This window comes from Bradyrhizobium sacchari (assembly GCF_002068095.1).
GTDB lineage: Bacteria > Pseudomonadota > Alphaproteobacteria > Rhizobiales > Xanthobacteraceae > Bradyrhizobium > Bradyrhizobium sacchari.
On record NZ_LWIG01000001.1, the window covers coordinates 477,012 to 499,431 of the forward strand.

General features: G+C 63.6%; 18 protein-coding genes and 1 pseudogene. 6 read left to right on the top strand and 13 right to left on the bottom strand.

Annotation, left to right across the window (positions count from 1 at the left end; translation table 11 throughout):
* The 4 genes and pseudogenes from A5906_RS43680 to A5906_RS02225 form a co-directional block, all read right to left on the bottom strand.
* Positions 1 to 490, bottom strand: a pseudogene (locus A5906_RS43680) (AraC family transcriptional regulator); the annotation flags it as partial.
* A 205-nt stretch (positions 491 to 695) separates the two neighbouring features.
* The gene (locus A5906_RS02215) at positions 696 to 1,349 is read right to left on the bottom strand and encodes a glutathione S-transferase family protein (RefSeq protein ID WP_080133626.1); all 654 of its coding nucleotides are present in this window, start codon (positions 1,347 to 1,349) and stop codon (positions 696 to 698) included.
* On the bottom strand, positions 1,349 to 2,512 hold the full coding sequence (locus A5906_RS02220; RefSeq protein WP_080134026.1) for an acyl-CoA dehydrogenase family protein: 1,164 nt from the start codon (positions 2,510 to 2,512) through the stop codon (positions 1,349 to 1,351). Before A5906_RS02220 ends, A5906_RS02215 begins: the two co-directional genes overlap by 1 nt.
* Positions 2,513 to 2,626: 114 nt before the next feature.
* Positions 2,627 to 3,763 (bottom strand): acyl-CoA dehydrogenase family protein, encoded by a 1,137-nt coding sequence (locus A5906_RS02225; protein ID WP_080133627.1) that lies wholly within the window; start codon positions 3,761 to 3,763, stop codon positions 2,627 to 2,629.
* A 263-nt stretch (positions 3,764 to 4,026) separates the two neighbouring features.
* Between A5906_RS02225 and A5906_RS02230 the strand changes: the two genes are divergently transcribed.
* Together A5906_RS02230 and A5906_RS02235 are read left to right on the top strand one after the other, a co-directional pair.
* The gene (locus tag A5906_RS02230; RefSeq protein ID WP_080134027.1) at positions 4,027 to 5,577 is read left to right on the top strand and encodes an acyl-CoA synthetase; all 1,551 of its coding nucleotides are present in this window, start codon (positions 4,027 to 4,029) and stop codon (positions 5,575 to 5,577) included.
* Positions 5,578 to 5,649: 72 nt separating this feature from the next.
* Positions 5,650 to 6,873, top strand: coding sequence for an ABC transporter substrate-binding protein (locus A5906_RS02235; protein ID WP_080133628.1), 1,224 nt, complete (start codon positions 5,650 to 5,652; stop codon positions 6,871 to 6,873).
* 72 nt (positions 6,874 to 6,945) lie between these two features.
* Here A5906_RS02235 and A5906_RS02240 read toward each other — a convergent pair whose 3' ends face one another.
* Positions 6,946 to 7,707 carry a helix-turn-helix transcriptional regulator gene (locus A5906_RS02240; protein ID WP_080134028.1) on the bottom strand — a complete coding sequence of 254 codons (762 nt, stop codon included), beginning with the start codon at positions 7,705 to 7,707 and terminating at the stop codon, positions 6,946 to 6,948.
* Between the two features lie 186 nt (positions 7,708 to 7,893).
* Between A5906_RS02240 and A5906_RS02245 the strand changes: the two genes are divergently transcribed.
* From A5906_RS02245 to A5906_RS02260, 4 genes are all read left to right on the top strand, one after another.
* A complete protein-coding gene (locus A5906_RS02245; protein WP_080134029.1) occupies positions 7,894 to 10,158 on the top strand; it encodes a marine proteobacterial sortase target protein in 2,265 nt (754 codons plus the stop codon).
* Between the two features lie 170 nt (positions 10,159 to 10,328).
* On the top strand, positions 10,329 to 10,898 hold the full coding sequence (locus A5906_RS02250; RefSeq protein WP_080133629.1) for a class GN sortase: 570 nt from the start codon (positions 10,329 to 10,331) through the stop codon (positions 10,896 to 10,898).
* Between the two features lie 127 nt (positions 10,899 to 11,025).
* Complete coding sequence (locus A5906_RS02255; RefSeq protein ID WP_080133630.1) at positions 11,026 to 13,242, top strand: acetate--CoA ligase family protein; 2,217 nt, start codon at positions 11,026 to 11,028, stop codon at positions 13,240 to 13,242.
* Between the two features lie 157 nt (positions 13,243 to 13,399).
* Positions 13,400 to 14,221 (top strand): MlaD family protein, encoded by an 822-nt coding sequence (locus tag A5906_RS02260; RefSeq protein WP_080133631.1) that lies wholly within the window; start codon positions 13,400 to 13,402, stop codon positions 14,219 to 14,221.
* A gap of 30 nt (positions 14,222 to 14,251) precedes the next feature.
* Here the strand turns inward: A5906_RS02260 and A5906_RS02265 are convergent, their stop codons facing one another.
* The 8 genes from A5906_RS02265 to urtA all read right to left on the bottom strand — a co-directional run bounded on the left by A5906_RS02265 (position 14,252) and on the right by urtA (position 22,278).
* Positions 14,252 to 15,292, bottom strand: coding sequence for an aliphatic amidase (locus A5906_RS02265; protein WP_080133632.1), 1,041 nt, complete (start codon positions 15,290 to 15,292; stop codon positions 14,252 to 14,254).
* A 44-nt stretch (positions 15,293 to 15,336) separates the two neighbouring features.
* The gene (locus A5906_RS02270) at positions 15,337 to 15,714 is read right to left on the bottom strand and encodes an FmdB family zinc ribbon protein (RefSeq protein WP_080133633.1); all 378 of its coding nucleotides are present in this window, start codon (positions 15,712 to 15,714) and stop codon (positions 15,337 to 15,339) included.
* A 91-nt stretch (positions 15,715 to 15,805) separates the two neighbouring features.
* Entirely contained in the window at positions 15,806 to 17,035 is a 1,230-nt protein-coding gene (gene fmdA / locus A5906_RS02275; RefSeq protein ID WP_024336981.1) for a formamidase, read from the bottom strand.
* Positions 17,036 to 17,063: 28 nt separating this feature from the next.
* Complete coding sequence (gene urtE, locus A5906_RS02280; RefSeq protein ID WP_018644392.1) at positions 17,064 to 17,753, bottom strand: urea ABC transporter ATP-binding subunit UrtE; 690 nt, start codon at positions 17,751 to 17,753, stop codon at positions 17,064 to 17,066.
* Positions 17,754 to 17,981: 228 nt separating this feature from the next.
* A complete protein-coding gene (gene urtD / locus A5906_RS02285) occupies positions 17,982 to 18,737 on the bottom strand; it encodes an urea ABC transporter ATP-binding protein UrtD (protein WP_080133634.1) in 756 nt (251 codons plus the stop codon).
* Between the two features lie 64 nt (positions 18,738 to 18,801).
* Positions 18,802 to 19,944, bottom strand: a complete 1,143-nt coding sequence (gene urtC / locus A5906_RS02290) for an urea ABC transporter permease subunit UrtC (protein ID WP_080133635.1) — start codon at positions 19,942 to 19,944, stop codon at positions 18,802 to 18,804.
* Positions 19,945 to 19,962: 18 nt separating this feature from the next.
* The gene (gene urtB / locus A5906_RS02295; protein WP_080133636.1) at positions 19,963 to 20,889 is read right to left on the bottom strand and encodes an urea ABC transporter permease subunit UrtB; all 927 of its coding nucleotides are present in this window, start codon (positions 20,887 to 20,889) and stop codon (positions 19,963 to 19,965) included.
* A 129-nt stretch (positions 20,890 to 21,018) separates the two neighbouring features.
* Complete coding sequence (urtA, locus tag A5906_RS02300; protein ID WP_080133637.1) at positions 21,019 to 22,278, bottom strand: urea ABC transporter substrate-binding protein; 1,260 nt, start codon at positions 22,276 to 22,278, stop codon at positions 21,019 to 21,021.
* Positions 22,279 to 22,420 lie beyond the last annotated feature (142 nt).

The following is a 22,420-nucleotide window of genomic DNA, read 5'->3' on the forward strand; positions in this document are numbered from 1 at the left end:
CCGGCTCGCCGGAGAAGCGCTCGATGCGGGCGACCGCGCGCATCACGCGCGGGTCGAGGACGCGGCGCGGCAGCGCCTCGCCAAAACACATCTCGTCGAACTCGGCGGTGGTGATGTCGCCGTAGCGGCGCTGCCGCAGCAGCGCGTAGGCAGCGAGGATCTTGCGGGCGTAGACGGCGCGATCAGGTCCCGTGAGCCGTTCGGCCAGGGTCTCGATGACGCCATCCGGCATGCTCTCGGGCTCGAGCGTTACGCTGATTGCAGTGCGATAGTCGCTGGCGATGGAATGCCGCTGGTTCGGCAGGGTGACGAACAACTCGCCGGTGGCGAGGGTGTCGTCGATGGTCAGGTGCAGATTGCCCTTCACAGCCACATAGACGTGGCAGCAGCCCGGGGTCCGCTTGCGGGGGCGGCCGAGCAGGCCGGCATAGAACACCCGCTCCGGCGTGATCAGCATCAGATGGTCGGATTCGCGACCGTTATTTTCCATTGGGCTCCTCCTCGCGCGGCTCTTTGGCCGCTGCGGACGGAGGTCACCTTAGCGGAAATTTGGGCGCTGTCACGACGGGATAGCGCTGTCATGAACACGCGCGCTGTCGTTCCGGGGCGGTCCGAAGGACCGAACCCGGAACCCGGAGATTGCTGCGCGAGATTCCGGGTTCGCGCTCTTGCGCGCCCCGGAATGACGGCGTCCCTTACGCCCTCACCCGCGACGCAACATTCTGCTCGATCCCGGCCTTTTGCTCCGCAGCAACGGCGCGCTTGAAGCCGTCGCGCTGCTGCAGGCGGGTCCAATAGGCCGCGACATTTGGCCCGAAATCCTTCGCCAGACCGGTGGTTTCGGCCAGCCGGAGCGCAAAACCGATCGCAATATCGGCGGCGGTGAAGCGGCCTGCGCACAATGTATCGGCATTTGCAGTCGCGGCCTCAACTGCGCGCAGCCGCCCAAGGAACCATTTCGCATAGTCGCCCACGACCTTATTGTTCCGCTGCTCCGGCTCGTGCTGGCTGTAGCGGAGCACCAGCGTTTGCGGGAAGGTCAACGTGGCATCGCTGAAATACATCCAGTTCAGGAACGCGCCATAGGCGGGATCCTCGGAGCTGACCATCAAGGGGGTCGGGCCATATTTGATACCGAGGTAGTGGCAGATGCCGGAGGACTCCGTCATCCGGGTCTCGCCGTCGGTCATGAACGGAATGGTGCCCAGCGGATTGATCGCGAGATATTCCTTTGCGAAAACGCGCGGCGGGAATGGCAGCATCTTCAATTCGTAGGGCAGCCCCATCTCTTCCATCATCCAGAGCGGACGGAAGGAGCGCGCAGCTTCGCAGTGATAGAGCGTGATCATCAAGCCTTCCCCTTACTACCCGGCAGCGTACCCATCATCTTGCACAGGACCATCAGCATGACCTCGTCGGCGCCGCCGCCGATCGAGGTCAGGCGGCTGTCGCGATAGGCGCGGCTGACCGGCGTCTCGTTGGTAAAGCCCATTCCGCCCCAATATTGCAAGCAGGCGTCGGTGAGCTCGCGGCCGAGCCGGCCGGCCTTGAGCTTGGCCATGGTCGCAAGCCGCGTCACGTCCTCGCCGGCGACCAGTTGCTCGGCCGCGCGATAGATCAGCGCGCGCAGCAGCTCGACCTCGGTCTGCATCTCCGCAAGCTTGAAGTGCACGACCTGGTTGTCGAGGATGCTGTGACCGAAAGCCTTGCGGTTGCGGGTGTATTCGATGGTCTGGTCGATGATGTATTCATGCGCTTTCAAACAGGCCGCCGCGCCCCAGAGCCGCTCCTCCTGGAACTGGATCATCTGGTAGGTAAAGCCCTTGCCTTCCTCGCCGATCCGGTTGCGCTTGGGCACGCGGACATTGTCGAAGAAGATCTGCGCGGTGTCGGACGAGCGCATGCCCATCTTGTCGAGCTTTCGCGCGACCGTGACGCCCTTGCTCTTCATGGGCACGCAGATCAGCGATTTGTTGCGGTGGACCGGACCATCGCCGGTGTTGGCGAGCAGGCAGATCCAGTCGGCCTGGGTGCCGTTGGTGATCCACATCTTGCCGCCATTGATGACGTAATCGTCGCCGTCGGAGCGCGCATTGGTCTTGATCGAGGCGACGTCGGAGCCGGCGCCGGGCTCGGAGACGCCGATGCAGGCGACATAGTCGCCGGAGATCGAGGGCGCCAGAAACTCGCGCCGCACCTCGTCGGAGCCGAACCGCGCCAGCGCCGGGGTCGCCATGTCGGTCTGCACCCCGATCGCCATCGGCACGCCGCCGCAGGTGATGGCGCCCAGCTCCTCCGCCATCATCAGCGCGAAGGAGTAATCGAGGCCGGAGCCGCCGAACTCGACCGGCTTGTTCAAACCGAGGAAGCCGAGGCTGCCCATCTTCTTGAACAGCTCATGCGCCGGGAAGATGTCGGCCTTTTCCCATGCATCGACATGAGGATTGATCTCGTTGGCGATGAATTTTTGCAGGGAACGGCGGATGTCGTCGTGGTCGGCGGTGAATAGCATTTTGTTTCCTGTCATTCCGGACCGCCCGCAACGCGGGTGAACCCGGAATCTCGATATGTTCGACTCATCTCTGGGTTCCGGGTTCGCGCTACGCGCGCCCCGGGACGATGGTTGTCACAATCCCATCTGCCGTGACGCCAGATCCTTCATGATCTCCTCGGTGCCGCCGCCGATGGCGTTGACCTTGACCTCGCGGTAGATGCGCTCGGCCTTGATGCCGCGCATGAAACCTGCACCGCCAAAGATCTGCACGGCTTCCGAGGCGCAGAACGCCATGGTCTGGGTCGCCTGGTTCTTCATCATGCAGATTTCGGCAACCGGGCTCTCGCCCTGCTCGAGACGCCAGGCCAGCATCTCCAGCATCGCCTGGCTGGCGGCGACCTTCTGCGCCATGTCGACGATCTTGTGGCGGATGACCTGATGCTGGGCCAGCGGCTTGCCGAAGGTCTTACGCTCTTTTGCGTAGGCGATCGCCTCATCGAGGCAGACGCGGGCGAAAGCGGTGCAGCTCGCCGCCATGCCCATCCGCTCGCTGTTGAAGTTTCGCATGATGATCTTGAAGCCCTGGCCCTCCTCGCCGATCAGGTTTTCGGCCGGCACGCGGCATCCGTCGAAATGCAGCGTCGCGGTGTCGGAAGCCCACCAGCCCATCTTCTTCAGCTTCGTGCGCGACAGGCCGGGCGTGTCGCCCTCGATCAGGAGCAGGCTGACGCCGCCGGCGCCCTCGCCGCCGGTCCGTACCGCAACGGTCAGATAATCGGCGCGCACGCCCGAGGTGATGAAGGTCTTCTCGCCGGTCACGACGTAGTGATCGCCATCGCGCCGCGCCCTGGTGTGGAGGTTTGCAACGTCGGAGCCGCCGCCCGGCTCGGTGATCGCGAGCGCGGAGATCTTTTCGCCTGCTAGCACCTGCGGCAGCACGCGCGCTTTCACCTCCGGTCGCGCTGCCCGCGCGATCGGCGGCGAGCCGATGGTGTGGCTCATCAGGCTGGCGCTGACGCCGCCGGCGCCGGCCCGCGCCAATTCCTGGCTGGCCACGATCCTCATGAACTGGTCGGCGGCGATGCCGCCATATTCCTCGGGGAATCCGAGTCCCAACAAGCCGATTTCGGCCGCCTTGCGATAGAGATCGCGCGGAAATTCGCCGGCCTCGTCCCATTCATGAGCGAACGGGGCGATCTCCTTCTCGACAAAACGGCGCAGGAGGTCGCGGAAGGCGTCGTGCTCGGCGGTATAGAACGGGCTCTTCATTACAGTCTCGCCCTGCTGGCGGATTCGTCGCGTCCACCATGGCTGGAACATCTGCCGTTCACTTGCGCAGAGTGGCTGACCGGGGAACCGCTCCAGCGCAGCGTATGTCCTAGCAACTCAACGCAAGACGATTTTCGCTCCTCGCAGGCCAACTCCAAATCAAAAAAGACGTGGTGCACAAACTCCGGCTGGCCCTTGGGGCCATGCCGGGCATGGTGCACGGCAACAGGGCTGTCGGCACAAGACCGCCGAGGGAGGGATATTTGGCCGTTCGTTACTACGACTGGATCGCCCACCATGGCCGCCGCACACCTGACAAGGTTGCGGTCATCGATCTCGCGAGCGAGCGCCGCTTCAGCTATTCGCAGCTCGACGCCCGCGTCTCCCGCCTCGCCTCCTTCCTGCGTCACACATTGAAGGTCGCCCGCGGCGACCGTGTCGCCGTGCTGGCGCTGAACACGACCGATACGCTGGAGGTACAGTTCGCCTGCGGGCGGTTAGGCGCGATCTTCGTGCCGCTGAACACCCGCCTCACCGTCCCCGAACTCCAGTTCATCACCGCCGACTGCGCGCCGAAGGTGATGATCCACGACGCGGACCTGGCCGAGACGGCGCTCAGCGTCGCCAAGCTCTGCAACGTTGGGACCACCCTGCTGCTTGGCCCGGGCGGCAGCTATGAGGCCGGCATCGCCGCCGCAAAGCTGCTCGAGGCGATCGAGGAGGTCACGCTCGATGACGTCTCGACCATCATGTACACGTCGGGCACGACCGGGCATCCGAAGGGCGCGACCATCACCCACGGCATGACCTTCTGGAATTGTGTCAATCTGGGCGGCCCCGCCTGCATCGGGCCGTCCTCGGTGCTGCTCACTGTGCTGCCGCTGTTCCACACCGGCGGGCTGAATTGCTACACCAATCCGGTGCTGCATGCCGGCGGCACCGTGATGATCATGCGCGCCTTCGATCCCGGCACAGCGCTTGGCCTGATCAACGATCCGGCGCAGGGCATCAACGTGTTCTTCGGCGTGCCCGCGATCTACCAGTTCATGGCGCAGCATCCGGCGTTCGCAACGACCGATCTCGGCCGGCTGATCGTCGGCGGTGTCGGCGGCGCGCCGATGCCGGTGCCACTGTTGAAGGTCTGGGAGGCGCGCGGCGTCGCACTGCAGCAGGGCTACGGCATGACCGAGACCTCCCCGGCCGTGCTGGTGCTCGACCGCGAGGATGCGGCGCGCAAGGCAGGCTCCGCCGGCAAGCCTGTGCTGCACACCGAGGTGCGGATCGTGCGGCCCGACGGCAGCGACGCCGATGTCGGTGAGCTCGGCGAGCTCTGGGTCAAGGGCCCGAACATTACGCCGGGCTACTGGAACAGGCCGGAGGCGAACAAGACCTCCTTCACCGACGGCTGGCTGCACACGGGCGATGCGACGCGCATCGACGAGGAGGGCTTCTACTACATCGTCGATCGCTGGAAGGACATGTACATCTCGGGTGGTGAGAACGTCTATCCGGCCGAGGTCGAGAACGTCCTGCACCAGCTCACCGCCATCGCGGAAGCGGCCGTCATCGGCATCCCCGATTCGCAATGGGGCGAGGTCGGCCTTGCCATCGTCGCGGTCAAACCGGGCCAGCGGCTGACTGAGGCGGATGTGTTCGCGCATTGCGCGGCCAATCTGGCGCGCTTCAAATGTCCGCGGCAGATCCGATTCGTCGATGCGTTACCGCGCAACGCCACCGGCAAGATCCACAAGCCGACGCTGCGAAAAGAGTTCTCCGTCGCCTCGGAGGTCGACAGGAAAGCCGCCAACGCCTGATCGAAGCGCCCCTCGCGGGCGCTTTTGTTTTGAAGTGCCTGCCCCAACCAACAAGAACCCCAAGGAATTTCCATGAAGAACAAGAAACTCTCCCTGCTCGCCGCGGCAGCGGCCCTCACGTTGCTCTCGACTCAAGGCGTCCAGGCGCAGAAGAAATACGACACCGGCGTCACCGACACCGAGATCAAGATCGGCAATGTCGAGGCCTATTCAGGCCCCGCCTCCGCCTACGGCATCATCGGCAAGACCGAGGAAGCGTATTTCAAGATGATCAACGACCAGGGCGGCATCAATGGCCGCAAGATCAACTGGATTTCCTATGACGACGGTTATTCGCCGCCGAAGACCGTTGAGCAAGTCCGCAAGCTGATCGAGAGCGACGAGGTCTTCCTGGTGTTCAACGCGCTGGGCACGCCGACCCAGACCGCCGTGCAGAAATACCACAACTCCAAGAAGGTGCCGCAGCTCTTCCTCGCCACCGGCGCCAGCAAGTGGAACGACCCGAAGAATTTTCCATGGACCATGGGCTTCCAGCCCAGCTACCGGGTCGAGGCTCAGATCTTCGCAAAATACATCCTGAAGGAGAAGCCGGACGCCAAGGTTGCGATCTTCTATGCCAACGACGATTTCGGCAAGGACTACCTCGCCGGCATCAAGGACGTGTTCGGCGACAAGGCCTCGAAACTGATCGTGGCCGAGGAGAGCTACGAGACATCGGAGCCGTCGATCGACGCCCACATCGTCAAGCTCAAGGGCACCGGCGCCGATGTGTTCGTCAACATCGCGACCCCGAAATTCGCGGCCCAGGCGATCAAGAAGATCGCCGAACTGGAATGGAAGCCGATGCATCTGATGACCGACGTCTCGGTGTCGATCGGCGCGGTGATGAAGCCGGCCGGCCTCGAGGCCTCCGAAGGCGTGCTGTCGGCCGGCTATCTCAAGGATGCCTCGGATCCGCAGTGGAAGGACGACGAGGGCATGAAGAAGTTCATGACCTTCATCGACAAATACATGCCCGGCGCAAACATCTCCGACGCCAATCTGGTTTACGCCTATGCCGCAGCCCAGACGATGGTGCAGGTGCTGAAGCAGTCCGGGGACAATCTGACCCGTGAGAACGTGATGAAGCAGGCTGCCAGCCTGAAGGACTTCGTCCCCGACACGCTGATCCCGGGAATCAAGATCAACACCTCGTCCACGGACTTCGCACCGATCGAGCAGCTCAAGATGTGGCGATTCAAGAAGGGCCAGTGGGAGCTGTTCGGCGATATCATCAGCGCGGAGCCGAGCGGCTAGCGCGCGGCGAACGGTCCGTGTCCGGGAGATGGCGGCTGCGAGCCCGCCATCTCTTTATCCGCGGGGATGAACCTATGCCGGCAGGAACAGCGCAAACGGCTCTTCCACCGTCCGGCGCAGGTGCTTCCGGTACACCTCATAATTGGCGTCGTTGGGTGCAACCCGTCCCAAAGATGGCTTCGGAATATTCCTGATCGGCACATAGGCGATCGGCGCGGCGATCGGCGTCAGCTGGGAGCCGGGGCCGGCGCGAAGCGTCGAGATGATGCCGTACATCTCGCCGGCGACCGTCGGCCGCGACACCGTGATCACGCGATGCTGGCCGTGCTTGATGATGACGAGATAGATGAAGCCGGATTGGTGGGGAACGGCGACCTCGCCGGTGTGCTCATAGGCGGTATCGGTCCGCTCACCCTCGCGGAAGACCAGCGATGAGAGCTTCGGCTCCCAGACGATCTCGGTGCGGTAGGCGAAAATCGCGTCCTTGTCGCCGAAGGACGGCCGCAGCGTGATGTAGACGTCCTCGAGCCAGGTCACCGCGCGATGCGCATAGGAGCCGAGGCTGTCGGGCGCGACGTCGTTTGCGGCCGGAGGCGTCGCCACGGCGGCGCTCTTGCGCAAGGACACGCCCAGCGCCTGCTCCAGCCGGACCGTCGTCGCCAAGGTGAACGGCCGGCGGCCGCCTAAAACCTTCTCCAGCGTCGACAGACTAAGCTTGGCCTGCTCGGCCAGCGCCTGCCGGGAGATCCGGCGTCTGGCCAGCTCCTCGCGAATGGTCTCCGCGATCTCGCGGCTCTGCTCGTCTGAAAGCTGCTTGTCGGCCTGCGTCTGCATCGTCAACCCTGCCTTGGAAGCGCCATCCTAGCAGGGCGGACAAACCAGCACAAAACCGCACATGGCCGCCGGGCGGCCGCCTGCCCGGGCCGACCGCGGCGGAACATTGCCGATCATTCTGCTCGCGAAATCACGCCCTCCCGGCGGATGCTGAAGGCCAGCAAACACGCTTCGGGAGCAGGCCAAATGAGCACCTACGACACCGCCGACAGCGACGAACATCCCCTGTTGAGCCGGCTGATCAAGATCGGATTGTTTCTCCTCGCGCAGGGTATCGCAGTGATGCTGGTCGCCTTCGTGGCGCTGCTGGTGAGCTTCGGAACGGGCTGGTCGGCAACGACCGAGCAAGCCAGCCTGCTTCGGCCCGGCGATGCCAGGTCCGGCAGTCTGCTGCTGAAGGAGGACGGCGCCACCACCGAGGCGATCCGCCTCGGCACCGATATCGACATCACGGTATCGGGCCCGACACTGCGCGCCCGTGTCACGCAAATCTTCCGCAATCCGAGCAAGGACTGGGTCGAGGCGACCTATGTTTATCCGCTCGCGACCAATGGCGCTGTCGACACGCTGAAAATGGTGGTCGGCGACCGCGTCATCGTCGGCGACATCAAGGAGCGGCAGCAGGCTCGCGTGATCTACGAGCAGGCGCGCAGCGCCGGCCAGAAGGCCGCGCTAACCGAGCAGGAGCGGCCCAACATCTTCACCAACTCGGTCGCCAATATCGGCCCCGGCGAGACCGTGCTGGTGCAGATCGAATATCAGGAGCCGGTGCACCAATCCGGTAATGAATATTCGCTGCGCCTGCCGCTGGCGGTCGCCCCGCGCTACAATCCGGCGCCGATCGTGCAGAGCGTCGACTTCCGCCAGGACGGCTCCGGCTGGGGCGCGACGACGTCGAATCCTGTGCCGGATCGCGATCGCATCTTGCCGCCCGTGCTGGACCCCGCCAGGAACGCGCCGGTCAATCCGACCAGCATCACGGTGCGCCTGCAGGCCGGCTTTGCCCTCGGTGAGGTCAAGAGCCACCATCACAACGTCAAGACGGAAAGCCCTGACAATGCCACGCGCATCATCACGCTCGCCGACGGCGCTGTCCCCGCCGACCGCGATTTCGAGCTGACCTGGAAGCCGGCCGCCGACAAGGCGCCGTCGGTCGGGCTGTTCCGCGAGCATGTCGGCGATGCCGATTATCTGCTCGCCTTCGTCACCCCGCCGAGCGCCGAGCAGGCGATGCAGAAGCCGCTGCCGCGCGAAGTCGTGTTCGTGATCGACAATTCCGGCTCGATGGGCGGCACCTCCATCGTTCAGGCCAAGGCGAGTCTGCTCTATGCGCTCGGGCGCCTGCAGCCGAATGACCGCTTCAACGTGATCCGTTTCGACGACACCATGGACGTGCTGTTTCAGGCCTCCATGCCGGCCGACGCCGCGCATCTCGGCGAAGCACTCGGTTTCGTGAATGGATTGCAGGCGCGCGGCGGCACCGAGATGGTGCCGGCGATGCGGGCGGCACTGACCGATAAGCTCGGCGACACCAGCATGGTTCGCCAGGTCGTGTTCCTGACCGACGGCGCAATCGGCAACGAGCAGCAATTGTTCGAGACCATCACGACGCTGCGCGGCCGCTCGCGCATATTCATGGTCGGAATCGGCTCCGCGCCCAACACCTATCTGATGACGCGTGCCGCCGAGCTCGGCCGCGGCGCCTTCACCCATATCGGCTCGGTCGAGCAGGTCGAGGAGCGCATGCGCGGCCTGTTCGCCAAGCTGGAGAACCCGGTCGTAACCGGCCTCAGCGCAAAATTCTCCGACGCCAGGGCCGACATCACCCCGGCGATCATTCCCGACGTCTATCGCGACGAGCCGCTAGTGGTGGCGGCGAGGCTCGACAAGCTTTCGGGCTCGCTCGAGATCAAGGGCCGCGTCGGCGACCGTCCGTGGTCGGTGACGCTGCCGCTGCAAAATGCCGCCGAAGGCAAGGGCCTGTCAAAACTCTGGGCGAGGCGCAAGATCGGCGATGCGGAGGTCGCACGCACCTTGCGCGAGATGACGCCGGATGAGTCCGACAAGGCGATCCTGGCGCTGGCGCTCGACCACCAACTCGTCACGCGGCTCACCAGCCTCGTCGCGGTCGACAAGACCCCGAGCCGGCCCGAAGGCGAACCGCTCAAGCTCGACGAATTGCCGATCAATCTGCCGGCCGGTTGGGATTTCGAGAAGGTCTTTGGCGAACGGCCGCATCTGACCCCGACACAGTTGCGCGAACGCCATGCCGATGCGCGCAATCAGCCGACGACGCGACGGCCGACGCCCGCGGCGCCCGATGCGATCCGGCTGCCCAAGACGGCGACCTCGGCCGAGCTGAAGTTGATCGCAGGTCTGGTCCTGATCGTGCTCGCCCTGATCCTGTTCATGTTCAACCGGCGTCGGCCCTTGCTCACCGACGCCGCTTGAGAGAGGAGCCCCCCGAACTCCTCTGTTAGCGCGCGCGGCTGCCCGTCCCGTAAAACGGCCGCGCGCGCCTTTTTTGACAAGGTCATTGCGAGCGCAAGGAAGCAATCCAGGCTGCGTCCGCGAAAAAGATTCTGGATTGCTTCGCTGCACTCGCAATGACGGGAAGCACAATGCCCCGCCTCATCTCCCCTCTCGCTCTGGCACTCATCGGCCTCATCCTGTTCGGCGACGGCGCCTACATCCACGCCAAGGCATGGCTCGCGCAGGTGCTGCTGGAGCGGGCGTTCGACCGAAGCGTTGCGACGGGCCAGCCGGTCAAGCCGTGGTCGTGGGCCGACACCTGGCCGGTGGCGCGGATCGAGGTGAAGCGGATCGGCGCCAGCGCCATCGTGCTGGAAGGCGCGAGCGGACAGGCGCTCGCTTTCGGACCCGGTCACATTCAACAAACGGCTGATGCGGGCGAACGCGGAACTGCGGTGTATGCCGCGCATCGCGACACTCATTTCCACTTCCTACGGAATGTTGTCATGGGCGACGTCATCGATGTCACACGCAGCGACGGCAGGAATTTTCGCTATCGCGCGGATTCCTCGAACGTGGTCCGTTTCGATGAATCGGGTATCGACGCCACGGCACCGGGCTTCGAGCTCATCCTCGCGACCTGCTGGCCGTTCGACGCTGTCACCTCCGGCCCCGAGCGCTACATCCTGCATGCAACATTGATTGAAGCCGACAGATAAATCGCCCACCGGGGTGCGCATTTCATTCCACCACACGGCATGAAACCCACATGGTTGCCACTCCGAAGGAGTCGCCATAGAACAGAGTGACGCGCCACCAAATAAGAACAAGAGGTGAGGTCACGCCATGGAAGCCCATGTGTCTGCAGCGTTCGCGTCCCGTCCATGGTCCCCGCCGCCCGATGCCAGCGACATCGTCAAGCGTATCCACGCCATGCTGCACCCGCAAAACATCGTGCTCGTGGGCGCGACCGACAAGCCCGGCAATTATGCCGAGCGGATCTGGAACAATCTGGTCAAATACGGTTTCGAGGGCGGGCTCTATCCGGTCAACGCCAAGCGCGAGACGATCTGGGGCGTGCCTTGCTACAAGGATTTTGCCAGCCTGCCTGAAAGGCCCGATCACGTTCTCGTGCTGGTGCCGGCGCGCTTCGCGGTGCAGGTGATCCGAGACGCGGCCGCGGCCGGCGCGCGCTCGGCCACCATCGTCACCTCGGGCTTCAGCGAGCTGCAGGACGAGCAGAGCCAGAAGCTCGCCGCCGAATTGCAGGCAGCGGTGCGCGAGACCGGCCTCGCCGTCACAGGTCCGAACTGCCTCGGCAATTTGAGCGCCGGCGAAAAGCTCTTCACCAATATCGACGACCGCGTCGTCACCATGGAACAGGGCGCTGTGGCGATCGCCGGACAATCCGGCGCCATCGTAATGGCGATCCGCCAGGCGCTGGAAGATCGCGGCGTCGGGGTCGGCTACATGGTGACGACGGGCAACGAGGCCGGGCTCGAGACGCCGGACCTGATGCGCTATTTCGCCGAGGATCCGAGCGTCAGGGTGATCGTTGTCTACCTCGAAGGCGTCCGCAACGCCAAGGCGTTCCGCGATGCCTGCAAGGCGGCGCGCGCCGCCAGCAAGCCCGTGATCGCGCTCAAGCTCGGCGCATCCGAGGGCGGCCGCGCCGCGGCGATGGCCCACACCGGCGCGCTGGCAGGCTCGATCGAGACGTTCGACGCCATCGCCACGCGCGAAGGCGTGATCCGGGTCGGCGGCCTCGACGAGCTGATCGAGACCACCGAATGTTTCGTTCACGCCGCCGTACCCAAGGGCGACCGGCTCGCGGCGGTCACATTGTCCGGCGGCAAGCGCGGCATGCTGATCGACGCCTTCTACAAGGAAGGCCTGAATTTCGCGCCGCCGAGTCCGCATGTCGGCGCGGAGCTGGCAAAGATGCTCGGGCCGGGATCGATCGTCGGCAATCCGCTCGACGCCGGCTTTGCCGCAGTGGTCGACCCGTCCGTCTACATGAAGTCGATCAAGCTGATGATCGACGACCCCGACATCGACATCGTCATCATCGATGCCGAACTGCCGAAGGCGCCGCACGAGGTGCGCGAGCGCAACTTGCGTATCGTCAACGAGATGGCGAGCCGCGCGGCCAAGCCCGTGATCTACATCAGCGCGATGTCGATCGGCTTCACGGAATTCACCAAGGACCTGCGCAAATCGCTGCCGCATCTTGCGGTCATGCAGGGCATGGACCGCGCGGTCACCGCGATCAAGTCGCTGCTCGCCTATGCGAAGCTGCGGAAAGAGGTGCCCGACATCGTCTCGAGCTCGAAGCCGGCCGCACGTGCCGTGCTGGAAAAGGCCCTGAACGCGGCGAATGGCGCGGCGCTCGACGAGGTTGCCTCGAAGAAGCTGCTTAAGGCCTATGGCATTCCGATCTCGAACGAGGCGATCGCGCAGACGGCGGCGGAGGCGGTGAAGATCGCCAGGCAGATCGGCTTCCCGGTCGTGGCAAAAGTGGTCAGCGCCGAGATCCTGCACAAGTCCGACATCGGCGGCGTGGTGCTGAACCTCAACAGCGCGGCCGAGGTGAAGAAGGCGTTCACCGACATTTCCGCGCGGGTGGCGAAGCTGAAGGGCAAGCCGAAGCTCGACGGCATCCTGATCGCGCAGCAGGTCAAGGCCGAGCTCGAGCTCGTGATCGGCGCCTCGCTCGACGCCGAGATGGGCCCTGTCGTGCTGTTCGGCACCGGCGGCATCGATATCGAGCTGATGAAGGACGTAGCCCTCGCCGGCGCGCCGCTGGACGAGGCCGAGGCACGGCTCCTGATCGGCCGCACCAGGGCCGGCGCCAAGATGCGCGGCTATCGCGGCAAGCCGGCCTTGCACGAGGCCGCCGCAGTGAAGGCGCTGGTCGGCCTGTCCAATTTGATCGCGGATGCCGGAGACCGAATCGCCTCGATCGACATCAACCCGTTCCTGATCAATGCCAAGACAGGTGTGGCCGTCGATGCCCTGATCGTTCTGAACAACGCTGCGGCAAAACGCGCGGCGGGGCATTGACGTCGCTTGGTACCGTAGGGTGGATTAGCGCGGCGTAATCCACCAATTCATCCCCAGGCATACGAGAGAGGGTGGTGGGTTACGCTTCGCTAACCCACCCTACCTTAGGATCGCGGCCTTCTTCCAACTTCCCCGCTTTGGCCTTAAACTCAGCCGCATGGCACGTGCGAGCAATCTTGTGATCGGAACGGCGACGCTGGCGGTGATCGCCGTGGCGTTCGGCGGCCTGCTCGGCGTGCAGAAATGGCGCACCATCCAGAGCCGCAGCCAGTTGCGCGTGGTATTCGAGGGCGGCTCCGCCAGCGGCCTGCGCCGCGGCGGCCCGGTCAATTTTGACGGCGTTCTCGCGGGCCAGATCCTGTCGATCAAGCTGGACAATCCCCGCAAGGTCGTGGCGCTCGTGATGCTCGACAACGCCGCGCCGATCCGCAAGGACACCGTGGCAGGAATCGAGTTCCAGGGTCTCACCGGCGTCGCCGCGGTCTCCTTGATCGGCGGCGCGCCCTCCGCGCCGCCAGTACCGCTGGACGCGGACGGCATTCCCGTGCTCACTGCCGATCTCAGCGACGTCGAATCCATCGTCGACACCCTGCATAGTGTCGACCGCAGCATCGTGAGCAACGCCCCCGCGATCAAGGAGGGGCTGCGCACATTCGAAACCCATACCGCCGATCTCAGGAGCAAGGGCGGCGAAATCGATTCCGTGATGGCCAAGGTCGACAGCGCCTTTGCGGGCTTCGACAAGGCGGTCACGAAGATCGAGAGCGTGGTGCCCGGCTTCGTCGACGGCAAGCCCGACGAGCTGTTTGAGAAGGTGCAGGGGCTGCGCGAGCTCGCCGACACCATGAAGAAGAAATCGGCTGTTTACCTCGAGGACATCCGCCGCTCCCTGCTCGACGTCAGCGAGACCGCCAACAAGATGGCCGGCACGCCCGTGGCGCCGCGGCCGCCGCGCCAGCCCGAGCAGAAGAAACGGTAGCGCCTGCCACACGGCGCTATTCACAACGCCTCAGTAATTGCTGGCCGCGGCCTCGTTGGGGATGCCTTCGATCGGGCACTCGTCGGTGCCTGGCGTCGAGCGGGTCATCGCCTCCACCATGTCGCGCGTGCCTTCGGGGTCTTTGATCCAGTTCCTGTAGAAATCATATGGGCACGCCGCGACGCCACGCGGGCTGTCGCCGGAGTTGATCATGCCGGTGTAGCCGCGATGGACCAGTTTGTAGAGATGGTTTTGCGACTGGCCGTTGCGGCGCGCGTCGCGGATCAGATGTTTCGAGAGCTGGGCGTACTGGATGCCGTAATCCTCCTCGCCGCACTCGCCGAGGGTGCGGCCGTCGAAGCCGATGATCGCGGAGTGACCGAAATAGGAGTAGACGCCGTCGAAGCCGGCGGCATTGGCGACCGCGACGTAGACGTTGTTGGCCCAGGCCATGGCCTTGGAGATCATGACCTGCTGCTCCTTGGCCGGGTACATGTAGCCCTGGCAACGCACGATCAGCTCGGCGCCCTTCATGGCGCAGTCGCGCCAGATCTCGGGATAATTGCCGTCGTCGCAGATGATGAGGCTGACCTTGAGGCCCTTCGGCCCCTCGGAGACATAGGTGCAATTGCCGGGATACCAGCCTTCGATAGGCACCCACGGCATGATCTTGCGATACTTCTGCACGATCTCGCCCTTGTCGTTCATCAGGATCAGGGTGTTGTAGGGCGCCTTGTGCGGATGCTCCTCGTGGCGCTCGCCGGTCAGCGAGAACACGCCCCACACCTTGGCCTTGCGGCAGGCCTCGGCGAAGATCGCGGTCTCTTCGCCCGGCACCACGGACGCCGTCTCGTACATTTCCTTGGAGTCGTACATGATCCCTTGCGTGGAATATTCCGGGAAGATCACGAGGTCCATGCCGGGCAGGCCGACCTTCATGCCGACGATCATGTCGGCGATCTTGCGGGCGTTGTCGAGCACCTCGGCCTTGGTGTGCAGGCGGGGCATCTTGTAGTTGACCACTGCGACGCCAACCGTGTCGTTGCTGCTGGAGATATCACCGTGAAGCATTTTGAGCGCTCCTGTCTTTTATTGGTTTGAGGTCATCGCGCGGGTTAGTGGCTGATCATCCAGGGCCGCGCCGTCGGAAAACCCTTGGCGCCGCTTCTGGTCTTGGTCATCAGCCGCGCGGGCTTTTTCTTGTCAGACCCGATCTTGTCCTTCACGGTCTTGCCGGACGAGCAGCAGCCGCAGCCTGGACCATGCGAGGCCTTGTATTGCGCCAGCGTCTGCGGCGCATGTGTGCTGCGCTCGTTGACGGCGTGCGCCTTGCGCTTCTCCGCCGGCATGCAGAAGAAGTTCGGCGCGGTCAGGATGACGCGCGGCGCCATGGTCTCGCAGTGCGGGCAGTTTTGCGGATCATCGCATTCCGCCATCGGGCGGAGGTCCTTGAAGGGACCGCAGTCGTCACAGAGATATTCGTAGACCGGCATCGCATTCACTCCCACGCATTTGGCCTGTTCAACACACTTGGCGGATGCGGGGCGGCAGATAGGCGCCGTCCCGCATCCCGTCGCGCAGGGATCACTTGTCCGGCGAGATCGGCATCTGGATGTCGCCGGTGATGTGCTTGATGGGTCCTGCTGCCGACGGCATCACGTCGAAGTCGAAGATCTCGGTCGGCAGCCATAGCGTGGCGCAGGCATTGGGCACGTCGACCACGCCGGAGATGTGACCCTGGCACGGCGCGGTGCCAAGGATCGAATAGGCCTGGGCGCCGGAGTAGCCGAATTTCTTCAGATATTCGATGGCGTTGAGACAGGCCTGACGATAGGCGATGTGGACGTCGAGATAATGCTGCTTGCCGGCCTCGTCCACCGAGATGCCTTCGAAGATCAGGTAGTCCTTGTAGTTCGGCGTGATCGGCGACGGCTTGAAGATCGGATTCTTGATGCCGTATTTCGACATGCCGTCCTTGATCACCTCGACCTTCAGATGCAGCCAGCCGGCCATCTCGATCGCGCCGCAGAAGGTGATCTCGCCGTCACCCTGGCTGAAGTGCAGGTCGCCCATCGACAGACCCGCGCCCGGCACGTAAACCGGGAAGTAGATCTTCGAGCCGCGCGAGAGATCCTTGATGTCGCAATTGCCGCCGTGTTCGCGCGGCGGCACGGTGCGCGCTCCTTCCGCGCCGATCTTGGCCTTGACGTCACCCTTGGCGCGGCCGCCATGGGCGGTCGCCGCGAACGGCGGATTGGCAAGGCCGGGCACGCGAGTCGGATTGGTCGAGATCAGCTCCGCCTCGCGCTTGTTCCAGGTCTCCAGCATCTTCGGATCAGGCAGACAGCCGATCAGGCCGGGATGGATGAGACCTGCGAAGTTGACGCCGGGCACGTGGCGGGACGAGGTGTAGAGGCCCTTGATGTCCCAGATCGACTTCTGCGCCAGCGGGAAATGGTCGGTGAGGAAACCGCCGCCATTCTGCTTGGAGAAGAAGCCGTTGAAGCCCCACAGGCTCTCCTTGAGCGGGCCGACATCGAGCAGATCGACGACGAGGAGATCGCCGGGCTCGGCGCCCTTGACGCCAATCGGGCCGGACAGGAAGTGCACGATCGAGAGATCGATGTCCCGCACGTCGTCGGCGGAATCGTTGTTCTTGATGAAGCCGCCGGTCCAGTCATAGGTCTCGATGATGAAATCGTCGCCAGGATTGACCCAGGCCACGATCGGGATGTCGGGGTGCCAGCGGTTGTGCACCATGTCATTTTCGTAAGCCGACTTGGTGAGATCGACCTTGATCAGTGTCTCTGGCATCGAGATGCTCCCATTTTACTACGGTTGATTAGACGGACAGATATTTCGAGACCTGCGCGGCATCGACGGCGTCGCGAGGATCGTCGCGCACGATCTCGCCGTTCTCGATCACGAGCACGCGGTCGGCGATGTCGAGCGCGAAACTCAGGACCTGCTCGGACACGACGATCGAGAGGCCCTTCTCGTCGCGGATGCGCTTCAGCGTGCGCGCCATCTCCTTGATGATCGAGGGCTGGATACCTTCCGTCGGCTCGTCCAGCAGCAGCACCTTGGGCTTGGTTGCGAGCGCACGTGCGATCGCGAGCTGCTGCTGCTGGCCGCCGGAGAGATTGCCGCCGCGGCGGCCCTTCATCTCCAGCAGCACCGGAAACAGTTCGTAGATGTCTTCAGGCACCTCGGACCCACCGGAGACGACGAGCCCGGTCTCGATGTTCTCCTTCACCGTCATGGTCGAGAAGATCATGCGGCCCTGCGGCACATAGGCGAGGCCCTTGGCGACGCGCTCGTAGCTCGGCAAGGAGCCGAGCTCGGCGCCGTCCATGGTCACCGAGCCGCTCTTGGTCGGCAGGATGCCCATCAGCGATTTCATCAGCGTGGTCTTGCCCATGCCGTTGCGGCCCATGATCGCGACGATCTCGTTCGGCGCGACCTTGACATTGAGCCCGTGCAGCACCTCGCTCTGGCCATAGGCGACGTGAAGATCGGAAATTGCCAGCATGATGCGCGCTCCTAGGCTCGGTATGCCTTCCTTCTCCCCTGGCGGGAGAAGGTGGCGCGGGCGAAGCCCGCGGCGGATGAAGGGTCTCCATCCGCAAGTGAAAAAGGCAGCTGGACTCGCGGAGAGAGACTCCTCACCCGGATCGCATCTTGCGATGCGATCCGACCTCTCCCACTGGGAGAGAGGTGCACCGTCAATACCGCTACGGACTCAAGCGACTTCGTCATCTCAATGCCCGAGATAGACTTCGACGACCTTGGGGTCGTTCTTCACCTTCTCCATGGTGCCCTCCGAGAGGATCTGCCCCTGGTGAAGCACGGTGACCTTGTGCGCGATGTCCTCGACGAACTTCATGTCGTGCTCGATCACCAGCACCGAACGGTTCTTGATGATGCGATTGAGCAGCTCGGCGGTCTTGGCGCGCTCGGACACGCTCATGCCGGCGACGGGTTCGTCCAGCATCAGGAGGTCCGGATCCTGGATCAGCAGCATGCCGATCTCCAGCCACTGCTTCTGGCCGTGGCTGAGCAGGTCGGCATTCATATGCAGCCGGTCCTTGAGGAAGATCATCTCGGCGACCTCGTGCACCCGGTCGCGCACGGCGGCATCGCGGGTGAAGGTCAGCGCGCCGAACACGGAGCGTCCGCGCGGATAGGAGATCTCGAGATTCTCGAACACGGTGAGGTCGTCGTAGATCGAGGGATTCTGGAACTTGCGGCCGACCCCGGTCTTGACGATCTCGTTCTCCTTCATCCGCGTCAGCTCCTTGCCGCGGAACTGGATCGAGCCAGATGTGGCTTTGGTCTTGCCGCAGATCAGGTCGAGCACCGTGGTCTTGCCGGCGCCGTTGGGGCCGATGATGACGCGAATCTCGTTCTCATCGACGTAGAAGGAGAGATCGTTGACCGCCTTGAACCCATCGAACGACACGGTGAGCGCTTCGACGGCAAGCAGAAATTCCTTGGGCTGGTGACCTACGAGCATGACCTATTTCCTCATTGCCAGCGCAGCATCGGCATCGTGATGACCGACGAGCATGATGATCTCCTCACTCCGCCGGGGCGCCGTCGGCGACCGAGCTGTCCGTCCAGCCATCGGGTTTCGATTTGCGCGAGGCGATCAGGCGATCGATGCGCGGCTGCACATAATCGCCCCAGATCCCGGCAAGCCCGTTCGGGAAAGCCAGGACCACGGCGATGAACAAGCCGCCGAGGCCAAACAGCCACAATTCAGGGAAAGTTTCCGACAGGCTGGTCTTGGCGAAGTTGACCAGCAGCGTGCCGTAGATCGCGCCCAGGATCGAGAGCCGGCCGCCGACCGCTGTGTAGATCACCATCTCGATCGAGGGCACGATGCCGACGAAGGACGGCGACATGAAGCCAACATTGAGCGCGAACATGGCGCCGCCGATCGCGGCGAACACTGCGGCGATGCAGAAAGCGAAGATCTTGAAGTTGGCAACACTGTAGCCGGAGAAGCGGACGCGGTCCTCCTTCTCCCGCATCGCGACCAGGATGCGCCCGAGCTTGGAGTGGCGGACGAACTGCGCGATCATGATGCAGACGAGCAGGCAGCCGACTTCGAAGAAGTACAGCACGATCTTGGCGTGGTCGGGCCTTATGTCCCATCCCTTCAGCGTGCGAAGGTCGGTCATGCCGTTGATGCCCCCGGTGTAGCCTTGCTGGCCGACGATCAAGATCGTCATGATGGCCGCGACCGCCTGGGTGATGATGGCGAAGTAGGTGCCGCCGACGCGGCGCTTGAACATCGCGGTGCCTATGATCAGGGCGAAGATGCCGGGCACGAGGATGATGGCGGCGATCGTGAAGGTGAGGCTGTTGAAGGGCTTCCAGAAGAACGGCAGCGCCGTGATCTGATTCCAGTCCATGAAGTCGGGAATGCCGGGAGTGGACTGGATCTTGGTGTTCTCCACGCTTGAGGCCTCGAGCTTGAGGAACATCGCCATGCAGTAGCCGCCGAGCCCGAAGAACACGCCCTGCCCGAGGCTCAGGATGCCGCCATAGCCCCAGCAGATCACGAGGCCCAGCGCGACGAAGGCGTAGGTCAGATATTTGGCGACCAGGTTGAGCCTGAAGACATCGAGCGAGAGCGGCAGAACCACGACGAGGAAGACCGCGAGCACCAGAATTCCGATCAGCTCCGATCGATTGAAGAACCGATTGTCGGTCATTGCATCAGCCCCATTTTCTCACTTGCGGACCTTGAGGGCGAACAGCCCCTGCGGCCGCAGCATCAGAATTCCGACCACGGCGAGCAGCGTCAGCACCTTGGCCATCGAGCCCGACATGAAGAACTCGAGGGTGGATTGCGTCTGCGAGATCGAGAAGGCCGAGGCGATGGTGCCGAGCAGGCTGGCGGCGCCGCCGAACACGACCACCAGGAAGGTGTCGACAATGTAGAGCTGTCCGGATGTCGGCCCGGTCGAGCCGATCATGGTGAAGGCGCTGCCGGCGATGCCGGCGATGCCGCAACCGAGGCCGAAGGTGTAGCGATCGACCTTCTCGGTGTTGATGCCGACGGCGCCGGCCATGACGCGGTTCTGCACCACGGCGCGCACCTGGCGGCCCCAGCGCGATCTGAACATGACATAGGCGACGGCGATGGTGATCAGCGCGGTGAGACCCATCACGAAGACACCGTTGATCGGCACTTCGATGCTGTCGGTGACGTGCAGCGAGCCGAGCATCCATTGCGGCAGCTCGACGCCGACCTCACGGGCGCCGAACACCGAGCGATAGGCCTGCTGCAGCATCAGGCTGAGGCCCCAGGTCGCAAGCAGCGTGTCGAGCGGGCGCTTGTAGAGATGCCGTATCAGCGCCCATTCCACCAGCATGCCCAGCGCGCCTGACGCGACGAAGGCCAGGATCATCGCGAGGAAGAAGTAGCCGCCGAACAAGCTCGGCATGTAGGTCTGGAACAGATTGGAGGTCATCCAGGTGACGTAGGCCCCGAGGATCATGAACTCGCCATGGGCCATGTTGATGACGCCCATCTGGCCGAAGATGATCGCAAGACCGAGCGCCATCAGGACATAGACCGAGAACAGGATCAGTCCTGCAAAGCCCTGCATGACGAAGATGGAGCCAAGGTCACCAAGCGAGTAGTCGCCGAACATCGATGTCCTCCGTCGGGGAAAGGGTCCCGCGTCGCGATGCAGAGTCGCGACGCGGGGTCTTGGGCATGGACTTGCGATCCACGCCAGGGAGCGGTTTGCCTTTGGGGAAAGCGCGAGTGATGTCGCTGCTTACTGGTAGCCCTTGGGGAACGGATCCGGCTCGACGAGATCGGCGGTCTCGTAGATGAGCTCAAACTGGCCATCGAGCTTGGCGCGGCCCACACGGGTCTTCGACCAGAGGTGATGGTTCTCGTGGATGCGCACATAACCTTCCGGCGCACCCTTGAACTCGACGCCGGGCGAGGCCGCCGCGATCTTGTCCACGTCGAAGGAGCCGGCCTTCTCGACCGTCAACTTCCACAGCCACGGGCCGAGATAGGCTGCCTGGGTAACGTCTCCGATCACCGTCTTCTCGCCCCACGTCTTCTTGAACGCGGGCACGAAGGTCTTGTTGTTCGCATTGTCGAGCGACTGGAAGTATTTCATGCAGGCATAGGCGCCCGCGATATTCTCGCCGCCGATGCCGTCGATCTCGTCCTCGGTCACCGAGATCGTCAAGAGCGGCTGCTTGGCGAGGTCTATGCCGGCGGCCTTGAGCTGCTTGTAGAAGGCGACGTTGGAGCCGCCGACGACGTCGGTAAAGATCACGTCGGGCTTGGTCAGCTTGATCTTATTGATCACCGAGTTGAACTGGGTCGAGCCGAGCGCGTAGTATTCCTCGCCGACGACCTTGCCCTTCAGCACGTTCTCGACGTGCTTGCGCGCGATCTTGTTCGAGGTGCGCGGCCAGATGTAGTCGGAGCCGATGAAGAAGAAGGTCTTCGCGCCCTTTTCCTTGGCGATCCAGTTCAGGCCGGCGAGGATCTGCTGGGTCGCCTCCTGGCCGGTGTAGATGACGTTCTTGGACTGCTCGAGGCCTTCATAGAAGGTCGGATAGTAGAGCATGCCGTTGTACTGCTCCATCACCGGCAGCACCGCCTTGCGCGAGGCCGATGTCCAGCAGCCCATGATCGCCGCGACCTTGTCGTTGACCAGCAGCTTCTTTGCCTTTTCCGCAAAGGTCGGCCAGTCGCTGGCGCCGTCTTCCTGGATGAACTTGATCTTGCGGCCGAGCACGCCGCCCATGGCGTTGATCTGCTCGATGGCGAGCTTCTCGGCTTCGATCGAGCCGGTCTCCGAAATTGCCATGGTGCCGGTGGCCGAGTGCAGGATGCCGACCGTGACCTCGGTGTCGGTGACCGCGAGACCCGTGGTATTGACCGCCGAGGTCGCCGGGGCCTGCGCGAAAGATGCCCGCGGCAGCATCGTGATGGCCGGCACGGCCGCCATTCCCATCAATAGTTTGCGCCGGAGCGGCGACAACAGGCCCTTGTTGGCTTCGTCTGACATGAGCACCCCACTTTTTGTTCGAGGACACGCGATTGGTGCCGTGAGGATGGCTCGAATTTGTGCAGCGCAAGCATACGCAAGATCGCGTATACTGCACCGCAAAATACCGACGTAGGCTTTTGGTACGGGATTTGCGAGGGCT

What these genes read in the sequence shown, in the direction of transcription:
- urtE (WP_018644392.1), bottom strand. Translation starts at nt 17,753, where the DNA reads ATGCTGGCAATTTCCGATCTTCACGTCGCCTATGGCCAGAGCGAGGTG.
- urtB (WP_080133636.1), bottom strand. Translation starts at nt 20,889, where the DNA reads ATGTTCGGCGACTACTCGCTTGGTGACCTTGGCTCCATCTTCGTCATG.
- A5906_RS02260 (WP_080133631.1), top strand. Translation starts at nt 13,400, where the DNA reads ATGGCACGTGCGAGCAATCTTGTGATCGGAACGGCGACGCTGGCGGTG.
- urtD (WP_080133634.1), bottom strand. Translation starts at nt 18,737, where the DNA reads ATGCTCGTAGGTCACCAGCCCAAGGAATTTCTGCTTGCCGTCGAAGCG.
- A5906_RS02265 (WP_080133632.1), bottom strand. Translation starts at nt 15,292, where the DNA reads ATGCTTCACGGTGATATCTCCAGCAGCAACGACACGGTTGGCGTCGCA.
- urtA (WP_080133637.1), bottom strand. Translation starts at nt 22,278, where the DNA reads ATGTCAGACGAAGCCAACAAGGGCCTGTTGTCGCCGCTCCGGCGCAAA.
- A5906_RS02215 (WP_080133626.1), bottom strand. Translation starts at nt 1,349, where the DNA reads ATGATCACGCTCTATCACTGCGAAGCTGCGCGCTCCTTCCGTCCGCTC.
- A5906_RS02270 (WP_080133633.1), bottom strand. Translation starts at nt 15,714, where the DNA reads ATGCCGGTCTACGAATATCTCTGTGACGACTGCGGTCCCTTCAAGGAC.
- urtC (WP_080133635.1), bottom strand. Translation starts at nt 19,944, where the DNA reads ATGACCGACAATCGGTTCTTCAATCGATCGGAGCTGATCGGAATTCTG.
- A5906_RS02255 (WP_080133630.1), top strand. Translation starts at nt 11,026, where the DNA reads ATGGAAGCCCATGTGTCTGCAGCGTTCGCGTCCCGTCCATGGTCCCCG.
- A5906_RS02235 (WP_080133628.1), top strand. Translation starts at nt 5,650, where the DNA reads ATGAAGAACAAGAAACTCTCCCTGCTCGCCGCGGCAGCGGCCCTCACG.
- A5906_RS02220 (WP_080134026.1), bottom strand. Translation starts at nt 2,512, where the DNA reads ATGCTATTCACCGCCGACCACGACGACATCCGCCGTTCCCTGCAAAAA.
- A5906_RS02245 (WP_080134029.1), top strand. Translation starts at nt 7,894, where the DNA reads ATGAGCACCTACGACACCGCCGACAGCGACGAACATCCCCTGTTGAGC.
- fmdA (WP_024336981.1), bottom strand. Translation starts at nt 17,035, where the DNA reads ATGCCAGAGACACTGATCAAGGTCGATCTCACCAAGTCGGCTTACGAA.
- A5906_RS02250 (WP_080133629.1), top strand. Translation starts at nt 10,329, where the DNA reads ATGCCCCGCCTCATCTCCCCTCTCGCTCTGGCACTCATCGGCCTCATC.
- A5906_RS02240 (WP_080134028.1), bottom strand. Translation starts at nt 7,707, where the DNA reads ATGCAGACGCAGGCCGACAAGCAGCTTTCAGACGAGCAGAGCCGCGAG.
- A5906_RS02225 (WP_080133627.1), bottom strand. Translation starts at nt 3,763, where the DNA reads ATGAAGAGCCCGTTCTATACCGCCGAGCACGACGCCTTCCGCGACCTC.